We start from the raw sequence: 14,449 nt of genomic DNA, 5'->3' as shown, positions 1-14,449 counted from the left end.
CGGGACAACCTGAAATGTTCGAGGTACTGCGGATTCGTCCCCTCGACCAGAGTGATGCCTGCTCGTCCGGCAACTCACCACGGGAGGAACGCACATGATCAGGAAGAAGCTCGCAGCCGCACTCGGTACGGCGGCACTCGCAGGACTTGCCATCGCCGCCACCGCCACGCCTGCCAGCGCGGCCTGGAGCGACTGCAGCTCGGGGGCACTGTGCGCCTACCTCGGGGACAGCGGCGCGGGTGACCCGGGCGAGGTGTTCGGGGACAACAGCAACCTGGAGCAGTACAACAAGTTCAACAACGCCGAGTCGGTCTACAACAACGGCAACAACTGCGACGTCCGCATCTTCAACGGGACGGGCTACACCGGCAGCTACTGGGTCCTGGAGCGCGGTTACGTGGTCTCCAACCTCGACACCTTCCGCAACGGAATCTTCGCCGACGACCTGGCCTCCAACCGCTGGGTCTGCTGACGCCATGCGCAGACTGCTGTGGCTCTCTGCCGCAGCCGTCCTCGCCGCCGGGTGCTCCACGGCACCCGGCGGCGAGGCCGTCGCGGAGAGACTGCCCGATCCCCGTCCCCTGGGCGGTGTACTCGACCCCACCGCGGCCGAGTACACCGCACTGCACCGTGCTGAGGAACTGGAGGTACGGACCTGCATGGAGAGCCGCGGCTTCGACTACGAGGTGAGGCCCGTGGGTGACGTCCGGCGGAAGGCGGCCGAGAGTCCCTACGGCCTGCTGACACGCAGCCGCGCGGGCCAGGACGGCTACGGCCTGACTGCGGAACGGCTGAGGAAGCCAACGGCCGACCCGAACGCCCGAAGGGTGTCGACGCTGGCCGCGCGCGACCGCCGCGCGTGGGAGGAGGCGCTCAAGGGGGCTGCGGACGGACCTCGCGAGCAGATCGAGCTCCCCGACGGGCCGACCGCGTCGGTGCCCACGGACTCCTGCGTGACCGCGGCGAGCCGGGCCCTGTACGGCACCTCCTGGTACCGGAACCGACTCGCCCTGCAGAACCTCCGCAACTCGATCGTGGCAGACACGCTCGACCACCCCCTCGTGAAGTCGGCGGAGCAGAAGTGGTCGGCGTGCATGCGGGACGAGGGCTTCCGGTACGAGGACCGCCAGGTCCCGGTCAAAGCGCTGCACGAGCGCCTCGCCGCCGCCGGCTCCGACCCGGCCGCACTGCGCGCCACGGGCCGGGAGGAACTGAGGATCGCCGTGCGGGACGCCGCCTGCCAGGCCCGGACCGGTCTCGCCGAACAGGTCCTCCGCGCCCAGAAACAGGTCGAGAAGGCACTGCCCGCCGCCCGGACGTCCATGCTGAACGCCTTCCGCACCGCCCGCCGGGCCGCGTTGGAACGCGCGGAGACCGCGGACACCGCGGACACCGCGGACACCGCACAGCAGGCTGCCGCCTCGCCCTCGTGAGGCGCTCCACCGCCGCGCACGGGGCCGGAGCGGCGCAGCGCCAGGCCGGGGCGGACGCTGCGCGGCTCCGGCCCCGTCGGCAGGCAAGCTGTCCACGGCATCGGGTTCGGCAGGCAAGCTCTCCACGGCATCGAGTGAGGCGCTCCGCGCACAGCCGACGCGCTGCGGTCCGGACGGCGCTGAGCCGTCCGGACCTCCTGCGCCGCACCCAGGGGCAGCCCCTGCTCACGCACGCGGAGAGCGTCAGGGAGCTGCGGAGAGTTCCCGCTTGAGGATCTTGCCGGTGGGGCCCTTGGGCAGGGCATCCGCGAAGCGGACGGTTCGCGGGTACTTGTACGGGGCGACCCGGGCCTTGACGTACTCGTACAGTTCGTCCGTCGTGGCCGTCGCACCGGGCTTGAGGGCGATGACCGCGCAGACCTCCTCGCCGTGCAGGTCGTGCGGCACACCGATGACCGCGGCCTCGGCGACCGCCGCGTGTGTGTAGAGCACCTCTTCGATCTCGCGCGGGTAGACGTTGTACCCGCCGCGGATGATCAGGTCCTTCTTGCGGTCGACGATGAAGTAGTGGCCGTCCTCGTCACGGCGGGCGAGGTCGCCGGTGCGGAACCAGCCGTCGGTGAAGGCGGCGGCGTCGGCCTCGGGGCGGTTCCAGTACCCGCGCATGACGTTGGGACCGCGGACCGCGATCTCGCCGACCTCGCCCTCCGCGACGGACTTGCCCTCGTCGTCGAGCAGACGGACCTCGACGCCTTCGACCGGGGTGCCGATCGATCCGGGCTTGCGGGTGCCGTCGACCGTGCCGAGCGTGACCACGGGGGACGTCTCGGAGAGGCCGTATCCCTCGACCACCGGGCAGCCGAACGCGGCCTCGAAGCGGTGCAGCACGTCGACGGGCATCGCCGAACCGCCGGTCGCCGCGACCCGCACCCCCTCGGTCGCCGCTCCGCCTGCCGCCTGGGCCGCCGCGAGCAGCGCCACGAACATGGTCGGCACGCCCTCCATGATCGTGACCCGGTCGCGGGTCAGGATCCGCAGGGCGGTGGCCGGGTCGAACCGGGGCAGCAGGGTCACGCAGGCACCGGTCAGCACGGCGGCGTTCAGCCCGCAGGTCTGGCCGAAGACATGGAAGAACGGCAGGCCGCCGAAGATGACGTCGGCGCTGTTGACGCTGAGCAGCCGGGCGACGGTCTCGGTGTTGCTCCGCAGGTTTCCGTGCGTGAGGACCGCGCCCTTGGGGCGGCCCGTGGTGCCCGAGGTGTAGAGGATCACCGCCGGGTCGTCGTCGGTCCGCTCCACGATGGCGGCGGTCGGCCGCACCGCGTCGACGGCGGCCGCGAAGTCGTCGCCGGCGACGTCGACGCAGGTGGTGCCGAGCTGCTCCGCGGCGACCAGCGCCTCCGGCAGCGACGGTCCGCACGTGAGCAGGACACGGGCGGCGCAGTCCCCGACGCCGTAGGCGATCTCCCCCGACTTCAGCAGCGGGTTCATCGGCACGACGACGGCCCCCGCGCGCAGCGCCCCGTAATAGACCACCGCGAACTGCGGGATGTTGGGCAGCATGACCGCGACACGGTCGCCCGGCACCACTCCCTCGCCGATGAGCCACGCGGCCACGCGGGCGCTGCGCTCGTCCAGCGCGCGGTAGTCGAGGACCTGGTCGTCGAGACGGAGGACGGGCCGGTCGGAGTGGGTTTCGGCGGTGCGCACCAGATGGTGGGCGAGATTGGTCACCGTCGGCCTCTTTCCTGCGGGATGTTCCGGGCGGGCAGGGCGTACGTTGCCGGATCGGGCCCTGCTGGGTCCTGGCCCTGGGCGACGAGCTCTTGGCATGACGCGTCACCGGGTCCGTTCCCTGAGGGCGGGACCTGCCTGTGCGCGAGGCGGCAGGCTGACGACGGTGCCGCGCGCATGACGCGGTGCGCTTCACCCTAGGACACGGGGGAACCACACGGAAGACTCTCCTGCGGCACGTGGTCGCCGCAGACCGTCGCGGCCGCCCGAGGCCCGGGCGGCGGTCCCGGAAGCGCCGCCGTCGGTCTTCATGGCCCGTGCGCCGAGGGCTGGTGGGACGGGTGAGCCGGTCCGGCTGCCCGGCGGCGAGTTCCTGAGGGGAGCCGCGGGCGCGGAATGGTTCGCGGCGGACGGCGAGGGGCCGGTGCGTACGGTGCGCACAGGGCCCCGGGCCGGCCGGCCGCCGGGCCCGGACGAGCGAAGGGCCCCGCCCCGGAACGTCGATCGTTCCGGGGCGGGGCCGGTGCCGGAACAGGCCCGGAACCTCAGTGCCGTTGGCGCCGGCGCCGGGCCATGGCCGACAGCAGGACCGCGCCCATGAGCACGCAGCCCAGTGCGGTCAGCACGAGGGGGCCGTTGCCGTCCGCACCGGTGTGGCTGAGCTCCCCGCCTCCACCGCCGCCGTGCCCGCCTCCGTGGTCACCGCCTCCAGGAGGTTGCGTGGGGTGCGGGCCGGGCCACGTGTGTGAGGGGTGGGGTGAGGGCGACGGGGAGCCGCCGCGGTGCTTGTTGGTGAGGGTGCAGGTGACCTTGTCCCCGGCGGCGAGCGTCACCCGGTCGTCGGCGACCGGTACGTTCTCGCCCGTGGACCCGACGCACGCCCATCCATCCGGCCGGTAGCCTTCGGGCCCACCCGACTCACCGAGGGTGTAGGTGCCGGAGGGGACCGCGACGTCGGTGACCTCGCTGCTGCCGCTCGTACCGGAGAGGCCCTCGGGGCCGTCCGCGGTCAGGGTCCAGTCGCCGGGTCCCGCGGTCCCGCCGTGCTGGTTGACGACACGCTTGACCAGGGTCAGGCGGGACTCGTCCTCGCCCTCGCAGCTCACGGTGTTGCGTACGGTGAAGGTGTTCTCGGCCTTCGTGAGCTGCGCCGCGTACGGCAGGGTCTCGTCCACCGTGGTGCCGTTGGCCGCGACGACGCGACTGCCCTCCAGCGTGCACGTGCGGGGAACGGTCGTGGTCTCGGTGATCGTCGCGGTGTCGCCGACGGTGTAGCCGCCGCGGGCCCCACCCCACTCCTGGGGGGTGGCGGCGGCGGTGCCGGGGCCGGTCAGGACGAGGTTCGCGCCAAAGCCCTCGGGGCGGTCCTCGTGGGTGTACGTCTCCCCGTCGATCCGCCATTCCTTGTCGACGGTGACGTCCGCCTTCGGTTCCTCCTGCGGCCGGTTGTACATGGTGCAACTGATCGCGGAGAGCCGGGGGACGTTCACACCGAAGGCCGGGTCGCCGGCCGTCCCGGTGTTGGTGACCTGGACCGGTGCGCCCGTGTCGAGGTTGGTGCAGACGGCGTTGAGGCCGCCCTGGGTGACCAGCTCGTAACCCGGCTTCCGGCTTTCGGCCACGTCGATGCCGGCCGAGTCGGTACCGGCCGGGTAGGTGGGTTGGAAGGAGACCGCGCCGGTGCCGTCGGCGGTGGTCTCCTGTGTGTCGGGCAGTCCGCCGACGCCGGGGGTCGTGGTCGTCGCGGTGAACTCCCAGCCCTCGCCCGCCGGAGTGGCTCCGGTGATGTCCTCACCGGTGGTCCCTTCGGGCACGACCTGCTTGACGACGGAGAGAGTCCCCGCACAGTTGCTGAGCGCGAGCTCGGTCAGAGCCTTTCCGGCACCGGCGAAGTCGGCGGTCTGGTAGTAGTCGGCAGTGCGCGGATTGGTGCCGTCGAACGCTTCCGTGCCCGAAATGGCCCGGAGGTTCAGCCCCGAGACCCCTTCGACCCCCCGGCCGACCCCCACCGCGACCACCCGGGAGCCCTCGGCCTTGACCGCGTTCGCGGCGAAGATCCCGCCCTCGACGTCGGCGAAGTGGGTGTGCGAGCCGTCTCCCGTGCGGGGGTTGTTCCAGTAGGTCGGATTGCCGTCGGTGAGGACGACGACCGCGTCGTAGTGCGGTTCGGCCTTGGCCACGGCATACAGCCCCTGGTCCCAGTTGGTGCCCGAACCCAGGGTCCAGTCGGCGTACAGGTCCTTGAACGCGTCGGCTCCGGACTGCGTGGAGACCGGCATCAGCTCGGGGTGATTGGCGGTGCCCGTGCTGGGAGAGCCGCGGTCGAAGGAGAAGAGCGCCATCCGGGACGGGGTCCGGGACAGCGCGTCGGTGAAGCCGTTCGCAGCCGACTTCAGGTCAGGCAGTGCGCTTCCCACGGACGCAGAGAGGTCCAGCACGAGAGCGATGTCCAGGCCGCAGGTCTCGGGAAGCTCGGGGTTGTTGCGGGACTGCTGCCAGATGCCACCGGAGGCGACGTAGGGGTTGGCCGCGTAGTTGGTGCTGAACATGAAGTCGCGGGTGGAGGAGTACGTCTGCCCGTCCTCCAGCGCCGGTGTCAGGAACCGGTACGGGGAGCTGACGGAGCCCGACCCGCTGCCCGCTCCGGTCCGCAGGGAGGTGTTGGTGTACCAGCCGGGCGGCACACCGTCCTCGGGCTGGCCGACGTAGTACCGGGCGCCTTCTTTGGCACCGCCGTCACCGGTGTCCGGCACCACGAAGCTGCAGTCGCCTTCCGCGTCCGAAGTGCACTGTGCCCACACGGCGTCGATGGGGGCGGCGGCGTCCTGCGAGGCGTACAGGGCAAGCCGCACCCCTGCGAGTGGGCCGACAGCGGAGTCGCCGGTCCGGTCACCGCCCGTCTTGACGGTGACGACGGAACTGGCGGGCGTCGGTGGCGGGACCGTCGCTGGGGCGGCTCCCAACGAAGCGGCGAGGGCCACCGCGCCCGCCAGAACCCGGCCGACGGCGCGGCGTCCGGCGCCACGGCGACCTGATGGGACCGGCCCTCTCAACGGCGAACGCATGGGCACTCCTCCGATGCGTAGATACGGAAGGCCCATTAAAAGTAGATAATAAGTACGAATCTCCCGATTAACCCATTCAATGGCGTGGCATCCGACCGGTCACGGTCCGAGAAGGCAGAGGACCTCGGGTCGGCGCGGATCCAGCCTCACGCGCGCCGACGCAGGCCTCGGCACCTCCCGCGTCGCTGTGGCGGGCGAGTCCGTCGGCGGGTGCGTGTCGGCGGAGTTCGCGCTCAGGCACAAGGAGCGCGACGACGGCATAGGCCTTGAGGCGCGGGCCCCGCTGAACCCGGAGCCGTACGCCGACTTCGGCACACCGTCATGCCGGCAGTCCGCCGAGGGCTGTCGCCTCCCCCGTGGCGGAATGAAGTGGTTGGTGTCGGTCCGCATCGGAGTGCCCGGGACCGAAAGGCTCCGGGCGAGCCGGAGGCGAGGACGCCGGCAGCGCCACCGACGGCCCCTGCGCCACCGGGGTTGACCTCGTGCCGGGCGCTTTCGCTCGGGGGCTTTCGGCCTGCTGCCGGACCGTCCGCTCACGCAAGAGCCCCGGAACGGCGAAGCGCCCCGACCGGATGAAGCCGGTCGAGGCGCTGAGCAGCAGGCCAGGGGAGATCTCCCCGCCCTGCTTCGCGTAGGCCGTGTGGGACTCGAACCCACAACCAACGGATTAAAAGTCCGCTGCTCTGACCAATTGAGCTAACGGCCCTCGGCGAATCACCCCCGAGCATAGCCCGCCGTGGCCCGGCCGCCGATCGGGTATCGGTTGCCGGGCCCCGTCGCCGTGGAAGCAGCCGCGGTCAGCGGGCGTCACCGCGGGCGGTCGTGCGGGTGTGATCCGGGTTGAGGAACCAGTGGCGGGCCGAGGCGAACCACCACGTGGCGGCGAAACCCAGGACCACCAGGACGGCGACCGGGGCGTAGTTGAAGGTCTCCCACGTGACGGGCGAGACCTGCGGCAGCATGAAGAGCACGGTGATCACCGCCACCCACACCACCGCGACGATGCCGATGGGACGGGACCAGCGGCCGAGGTGCCAGGGGCCGGGACGGAAGTCGTCGCCGCGCAGGAGGCGGAGCAGGGTCGGGATGACGTACGCGATGTAGAGGCCGATCACCGCGATGGAGGTGACGGCCGCGTACGCCGTGACGTTGATCAGATACGGGAGGCCCAGGACCAGCGCGCCGGAGGCGGCCAGCCAGACCGCGGCCACGGGGGTGCGGGTGCGCGGACTGACCGTGTGCCAGACGCGGGAGAACGGCAGGGCGCCGTCCCGGGAGAACGCGTAGATCATCCGGCTGTTCGCGGTCACGGACGCCATGCCGCAGAAGAGCTGGGCACCGATCACCACGAGGAGCAGGAGCTTGCCCGTGGTGGCGCCCAGGGCGTCGAGGAGGATCTGGGCGGGCGGGGCGCCGGTCGGGGAGGCCAGGGCTCCGTCGTACGACTGGATGGCGAAGGTGAAGCCGAGGAGGAGGACGAATCCTGCGATCCAGGAGGTCCAGATGGACTGGACGATGCCACGCGGACCGGCAGTCGCGGCGTCGTGCGTCTCCTCGGTCATGTGGGCGGAGGCGTCATAGCCGGTGAAGGTGTACTGGGCCATCAGCAGTCCGATCATCACCACGTAGAAGCCGCTGCCCCACCCGGTGTTGTTCACGAACTCGGTGAAGACGAACGACGCCGACTGGTGCGAGTCGGGTACGAAGGTCAGCGCGCCGACGATGACGGCGACGCCGAGCACGTGCCACCAGACGCTGACGCTGTTGAGGATCGCGACGATCCGCACGCCGAAGGTGTTCAGCAGGCCGTGCAGCAGCAGGATCGCGGCGAAGAGGAGGATCGTTCGGCCGGGCGTGACCTCGAAGTCGAACTGGAGGTTCAGGTAGGCGCCCAGGAACGACGCCGCCCCGAAGTCGATCCCGGCGGTCACGGCGACCTGCCCCAGCACGTTGAACCACCCGGTGAACCACGCCCACGCGGCGGCCGAGCGGGGTGGGGCCAGCCGGTGGGCCCAGAAGTACAGGCCCGCGGAGGTCGGGTACGCGGAGCAGATCTCGGCCATCGCCAGTCCGACGAACAGCGTCATCAGCCCGACGCCGACCCAGCCCCAGGTGATCAGGACCGGGCCGCCGGTGTTCATGCCGAACAGGTAGAGCGTGAGGCAGCCGGAGAGTACCGAGATGATCGTGAACGAGACCGCGTAGTTGGAGAAGGCGGACATCCGGCGGGCGAGGACCTGCGTGTAGCCGAGCTCGGCCAGCCGGGCCTCGTCGGAACCGGCGGGCGGGGACGTTGTGCCGGACGCGTGCGCCGGCGGACTCTGCGGAATGACAGGGGTCGGTTGTCCGGAAGGCGCTCCAGGTGGGTTGCTTGTCATGCCCCCAGCGATTCCCTCGCCGGGGGCACGACATGCGTCGGACGCGGACCGGTGTGACGGCCGGGCGCGTCGCACCTACCTCAGGAGAGGCGGCTCGCGCCTGCGTCAGGCGAGCCCGGAGTACATCTGCCAGCCGCCGCCGACCTTCGCGCGGTACCCGAACGCCCCCTTGCCGTCACCCCGGTAGGCCCACAGCACGCCTGCCGTGTCCCGGGCGAGCAGATCGGCCTTGCCGTCCCCGCTCACATCGCCCACGCCGACGAGCGAGTTGTAGACCTGCCAGCCACTGCCGACCTTCGCCCGGGCCGCCAAGGTCCCCTTCCCGGTCCCGGCGTACCACCACAGCACCCCGGCCGCGTCCCGGGCCAGCAGATCACCCCTGCCGTCACCGTTCAGATCACCCGCACCGGCCAGCAGATAGCCCTTCCAGCCCGTACCGATCTTCACCCGCGCCTTGAAGACACCGGCGCCCGTGCTCTCGTACAGGTAGAGATAGCCGGTCGACGTCTCGCGGGCGATGACGTCCGCCCGCCCGTCTCCCGTCAGATCACCGGGCGAGGTCAGCGCGTCGTAGATGTTCCAGCCCAGACCCACCTTCGTGAACGCGGTCGTCGACTTCAACGCCCCACCGCACGACGGCTTGTACGCCCGCAACTCACCACTCTTCACCCGCACCAGCACGTCATTGCACCGGTCACCACTCACATCATCGAACGGCACCGCCGCCGTCACACCGTTCGCGCCCGTCCAGCCCGAACCCGACACCTTCGCATCCACCGAGCCTGCGCCCGTACCGGCCCGGAAATCCGCCGCGCCCGCCGCCGTGAACCCCAGCAGATCACCGAAGCCGTCGTTGCCGGTGAAGTCGCGGGGGACGGCCGCGCCGCCCGTCACCTTCACCGAGCCCGACACCGCCAGAGCCGACCCCTGACCGTCCGCCGGCTTCGCCGACAGGGTCCAGGTGTACGCGCCATTGGCGGCCGGCTTGCCCGCCGCGTCCTTGCCGTCCCAGGCCGCCGTGACCGTGCCGCGGGCCTCGCCACCGGAGACCGTGCGCACGACCTGGCCGGACGCCTTGTTCTTCACGGTGAGCTGCCACGACGCGGCGGGCTTCGACAGCCACCAGGTGCCTGCCCAGCTCGGAGCGGCCGCCCGCAGATCGAGCGAGGTCGCGGGGGCCTTCGCGTCGATCACCGAGAGAGCCGATGCCGGAACGCCCGTGGGGACGATGCGGACCCGCCGGTCGTCACCGGTGTACGCGACATGGCCGCCGAAGCGGTCGACGGTCCAGCCGGAGCGGCGCACCGTGCCCTTGCCCAGCTCCGCCGCGCTCACCAGTGCGCGCTGGGGCAGGTCCGCGTAGGTGCCGCCCGCCGGCAGGCCGTTGTGCAGGTCGAAGAGCGTGAGACCGTCCTTCTCCGTGTGCGCGACGAAGTAGCCGTCGCCCAGGAGGACCTTGGCGTTCGGAGCCGTCGCCGAGCGGCCTGTCTGCCGGTCGTACACACCTGCGCCCTGAAGCCAGTTCGTGTTGTCCCGGCACTCCCAGTACACCCAGCGGCCCACGGCCTGCAGTTCGCTGGGAACACACTTGTTGAGCGTGGTGAAGGAGGTGCCCGCCGGGCCGGCCGGCAGCGTCTTCGAGGACACCGTGGACGAGTTCGGGGCGTTGCTCCAGAAGGTGTTGCCCCACAGCGCCGCGGCGCCCTGCGGACGCCGCTCCAGCACGGTGCCGGAATCGGGGCTCCGGAACTCGCCGATCACCTGGCTGCCGCCCGACGCCTCGTTCACCACACCGAACCGGCCGGAGAGGTCGACGAGTTCCGGGGACATCAGGCCGGTGGTGACGGTCGGCCCCCACTGCGGTTCCCCGTTCCGGAAGAGCATGGTCCTGCTCTGCTCGGTCCCCTCCTTGCGGCCGTGGAACCCGTCGCCGCTCGCGAACATCGTGACGCAGTACGAGGCGTCCAGCCATCCGCAGTCCGCGTCCCGCCCACTGGTGTACCCGTCCACCGTGGTCCGGATCTCCTCGGGCCGGCCGGAGGTCTTGAGCCAGGTACTGCGGTAGCTGCCGATGTAGGTGTGCGGCTGGAAGATGTTCGTGTCGTCGGCCGTGGTGAGGATGCCGCTGCCCAGGGCGATGCCCGCGGGCTGTGCGGGCATGTCCTCGATGTCCGCGACACGCTGGCGCGTCAGGGTGCCGTCGGCGGCGGCCGTGAACCGGTAGTAGCCCCAGTCGAGGGGACCTCGGTCGGTCACGGTCTCGGCTCCGGCCACCAGGACGGAGCCGTCGGGGGCCCAGGAGAGTTCGGTGGTGGCGGCGGCCAGCAGTTCCTCCCCGGTGTTGCCGTCGTCGCCGAGCCGGTACAGCGGCTGCCCGCGGTACTGGTTGTTGCCCGAGTTGGCTGCCTGGACGCCGATGAGCGTGTCCCCGACCAGGCGCATGGCGTCGCGGGGGAAGTTCTCGATGTCCAGGACACGGGGCGGGGCCGACAGGTCGTTACGGTCGAGGACCTCGGCGACGTCGCCCGTGCCGTCACCCGGGCCCACCTGCAGGAGGGTGTCCTTCCCGAGGGTCACCCCGTAGGCGTTCGCGGCCAGCGGGGTGACCTGCCCGCTCGCCAGGTCGACCAGCCACCACCCGTTCTTCATGGTGGTGCCCTCCCAGAGGATCCCCCGGACGACGGCGGAGCGGGCATCACCCTCCGAGACGGTCAGGTTCCACCCTTCGGGGAGCCCTTCCAGCCGCTGGTCCGTGACCTCGCCGGCCTCGGTCCGCAGCAGATGGAGATCCGTCGCCGCCCGCTCGGTGCCGGTCCGGGTGATGACCGTCGTTCCGTACGTCTCGACGTACGACTGGCCTTCCGGGAGCGGGACGGTGACGGTCGCGCCGCCTCCCGCGCGCTGCTGCAGCGTGACGTGCGGGCTCGGACTGTCCGCGTAGACCGCCACGGTGTCGGATCCGTGGCCGAATCCGGTGGGCCAGTCGCCGCGCGGGCGGCCCTCCTCGGGGTCGTACTCAAGAGGCTTCGGAAGCCGGTCGGCCAGCACGGTGGCCGCCCCGGACGCGTAGTCGGTCCAGCGCAGGCGGTCGTCGCCCTCCTGCGCGGTCAGGAAGCCGGTCTCACCGGCGTTGAGCACACGCGTGGCGCGGGGCACGAAGCGTGCGCCCGGGCTCACCACGACGGCCTCGGCCGACGTGTCGGCAACTGCCGTCCCCGTGGTGGCCGCACCGGTCCCGGCGGTGATCGCCAGGGTGACCATGAGGGCGATACGGCCGGACGCACGCCGACGTCTCCACCCGCTGGATGAGCGAGTCACTGTGAAAGTCCCTCCCCGGGAAACATGGCACGGGGGAGGTACGCAGTGGACACACTGCCTTCGTGGTGCGGCTGCTACCGCTCACACCACCGCCCCCGAGCAGATGGGGCGACTTTAACAGCAGCGTGTCAGCCCCGACAGGGAATTTCGAACCCGTTCAAAGACGCAGGGCCCGCCGACGGAATCCGCCGTACGGGCCCTGCAACCAGGCAGCCGGTCAGGACAGGGTCTTGTACATCTGCCAGCCGCCGCCGATCCTCGTGCGGTATCCGAACAGGCCCTTGCCCGTGCCGTCGTACCGCCACAGCACACCCGCCGCGTCCCGGGCGACCAGGTCCGCCTTGCCGTCACCGGTGATGTCACCCACGGAGGCGAGGGAGTTGTAGCCCTGCCATCCGCCGCCGATCCTCGTCCGGGCCGCGAACGCGCCCTTGCCGGTGCCGTCGTACCGCCACAGCACACCCGCCGTGTCGCGGGCGAGAAGATCGCCGTGCTTGTCACCGTTCAGATCGCCGACACCCACGAGCGTGTTGTAGATCTTCCAGCCGTTGCCGATCTTCACTCGCGCGGTCAGTTTGCCCTTCCCGTCGTCGGCGTACCTCCACAACTCGCCGTCCGGCGTGCGGGCCACGAGGTCCGTACGACCGTCGCCGGTCAGATCGCCCGGAGCGGACAGCACGTTGTAGATCTGCCATCCCGAACCGATCGTCAGGCGGGTCCCGTTCGGCACGAAGGCTTTCCCGCAGCTGCCGGCGTACCGCGTCAGTACCCCGGCCGAGCTCCGCACGAGCACGTCGTTGCAGCCGTCCGCGGAGAGGTCACCGAACGGAACCACCGTCGATGTCGCAGGCCAGCCGGTCGCGGAGGCGCCTGTCCGGAGGTCACCCGTGCCCGTGCCCGTACGTACGGTCAGGACTCCGCCCGAGGTCAGTGCGAGCAGGTCGCCCTTGCCGTCGCCGCTGAAGTCACGCCACTTGGGTACCGGCTTGTCAGGGACGGCCGCTGTGGTGGCGGTACGTACCTGCGAGGTGTAGTCCCCGGTCGCGTCGGTCCACACGGCGACGGGACGGTTGTCGCCGCCGACGGTGATGTGTCCGATGGCGTAGGCAGCGGTGCTCAGCGGCGTCGGAGCCGCGGACCATGCGCCGTTCACCCGGGAGGAGGCCATCAGCCCCCGAGACGTACCGGCGGCCTGCGTCCACACCGCGTGCGCGCTGCCATCGGGGCCGACGGCGAGATCGAACTGGTCTTCCGCCACATAGCCCGTGGAAAGGGTCGTCACCGCGGACCAGTTACTGGTCGCCGCGGAACGGGTCGTAGTCAGGGCGTGGAAGCTGGAACCCTCGGTGTAGACGACCCCCAGCACCGTGACATCGCCCTCGGGGCCGACGACGGCCTTGCGCCATCCGCCGGTATCGAAACCGGTGACCGGCTCCTCGGCCGTCCAGGCCGTGCTTCCGGCAGGACGCCCGGCGAACATCTGTGTCCGATCACCCTCGGACGTTCCCCAGGCGGTCCACAGGAGGGCGGCACGGCCGTCCTGGCCCAGCGTCAGCGTGGGGATCGACGCATGGGCCTTCGGGTCGGAGACGGTGACCGGCTCGCTCCAGCCCGGCCCCTCACCGACCCGGTCCACTACCTTGATCTCCGACTTGTTCGCGGAGTACTGCGTGAAGGCAACAGTCGCCGTGCCCCGGTCCGAGTAGACGAGCTCCGGATCGGAGAACAACACCTCGCCCACGGGTTGCTCGTCCAGCCGGGCCGGTTCCGACCACGCCTGCCCGGGCGCCTCGCGGACCGACGCGTACAGCTCTGACGAACGATCCGAGTTGTGACGCCACACGGCGACGAGCCTCCCGGACGGCGAGCCGGCCAGTTTGCCGCCCTGAATGTTGTCGGGGTCGGTCACGATGTCGGACGGGGCCGACCACGTCGTGGCACCGGCTGCGAGCACCGACATCCGGAAGGCGGCACCCGGCTTGTCCTCGTACGGCGGGGCATCGCTCGGGTACTCGACCCACGCCGCCGTGACGGAACCATCCGCCCCGACCACGAGATCCGCGTTGCCGCGCTCGTTCCCGGTCGTGGTGAGGACATGCGGCACTCCCCACACGGCGCTGCCGGCCGGGCGCACCGACACGACGAGTTCACGCTTGCTGTGGTCGCTGGGCAGTCGGTTCCACAGGGCGACGACGGCACCGTTCCTGGCTGCCCTGACGTCGAGAACGCTCTGGATGGACGTGCCGTCCGTCAGCGGGACGGACGGTGCCCACGGGCCGAGGGCACCGGCATCAGCGGCCGACGTGGCAAAGGCGGGGGCGGCGACAGCCGTCGAGGACAGCGGTCCGACACCGGCAAGCAAAGTCGCTGCGGCTACGGCAGCGACGGAATGACGAAGAAGAGCGCTACGAGGCACTCGGGTCCCCCCTGAGGTAAATGAGAGGCATGGGAATCAGCAACGTCCGCGCGCCCGGCGAGTCCGCCGGGCATAGCTGCGGGAAAGGCCCCCCAACCGCACTGC

The 14,449-nt window shown here is 70.9% G+C and carries 7 protein-coding genes and 1 tRNA gene; 2 read left to right on the top strand and 6 right to left on the bottom strand.

Annotated elements, in window-relative coordinates:
- The first annotated feature begins 94 nt into the window (after window positions 1-94).
- Together ACIQMX_RS21025 and ACIQMX_RS21020 are read left to right on the top strand one after the other, a co-directional pair.
- Window positions 95-472, top strand: coding sequence for a peptidase inhibitor family I36 protein (locus tag ACIQMX_RS21025; RefSeq protein WP_402480100.1), 378 nt, complete (start codon window positions 95-97; stop codon window positions 470-472).
- A 4-nt stretch (window positions 473-476) separates the two neighbouring features.
- On the top strand, window positions 477-1,433 hold the full coding sequence (locus ACIQMX_RS21020) for a hypothetical protein (RefSeq protein ID WP_402480098.1): 957 nt from the start codon (window positions 477-479) through the stop codon (window positions 1,431-1,433).
- A 243-nt stretch (window positions 1,434-1,676) separates the two neighbouring features.
- Here ACIQMX_RS21020 and ACIQMX_RS21015 read toward each other — a convergent pair whose 3' ends face one another.
- The 6 genes from ACIQMX_RS21015 to ACIQMX_RS20990 all read right to left on the bottom strand — a co-directional run bounded on the left by ACIQMX_RS21015 (window position 1,677) and on the right by ACIQMX_RS20990 (window position 14,290).
- On the bottom strand, window positions 1,677-3,167 hold the full coding sequence (locus ACIQMX_RS21015) for a long-chain fatty acid--CoA ligase (protein ID WP_402480095.1): 1,491 nt from the start codon (window positions 3,165-3,167) through the stop codon (window positions 1,677-1,679).
- A 545-nt stretch (window positions 3,168-3,712) separates the two neighbouring features.
- Complete coding sequence (locus ACIQMX_RS21010) at window positions 3,713-6,019, bottom strand: hypothetical protein (RefSeq protein WP_402480093.1); 2,307 nt, start codon at window positions 6,017-6,019, stop codon at window positions 3,713-3,715.
- Window positions 6,020-6,864: 845 nt separating this feature from the next.
- A tRNA-Lys gene (locus ACIQMX_RS21005) sits at window positions 6,865-6,938 on the bottom strand.
- Window positions 6,939-7,029: 91 nt separating this feature from the next.
- Window positions 7,030-8,610, bottom strand: a complete 1,581-nt coding sequence (locus ACIQMX_RS21000; protein WP_402480091.1) for an amino acid permease — start codon at window positions 8,608-8,610, stop codon at window positions 7,030-7,032.
- A 105-nt stretch (window positions 8,611-8,715) separates the two neighbouring features.
- Window positions 8,716-11,871, bottom strand: a complete 3,156-nt coding sequence (locus tag ACIQMX_RS20995) for an FG-GAP-like repeat-containing protein (RefSeq protein ID WP_402480088.1) — start codon at window positions 11,869-11,871, stop codon at window positions 8,716-8,718.
- Window positions 11,872-12,145: 274 nt separating this feature from the next.
- Complete coding sequence (locus ACIQMX_RS20990) at window positions 12,146-14,290, bottom strand: FG-GAP repeat domain-containing protein (RefSeq protein WP_402480085.1); 2,145 nt, start codon at window positions 14,288-14,290, stop codon at window positions 12,146-12,148.
- Window positions 14,291-14,449: the final 159 nt, after the last annotated feature.

This window comes from Streptomyces sp. NPDC091416 (assembly GCF_044756845.1).
Taxonomy (GTDB): domain Bacteria; phylum Actinomycetota; class Actinomycetes; order Streptomycetales; family Streptomycetaceae; genus Streptomyces.
Note: the sequence above shows the minus strand (reverse complement) of the source record. Positions and strands in the feature narration are given on the sequence as shown.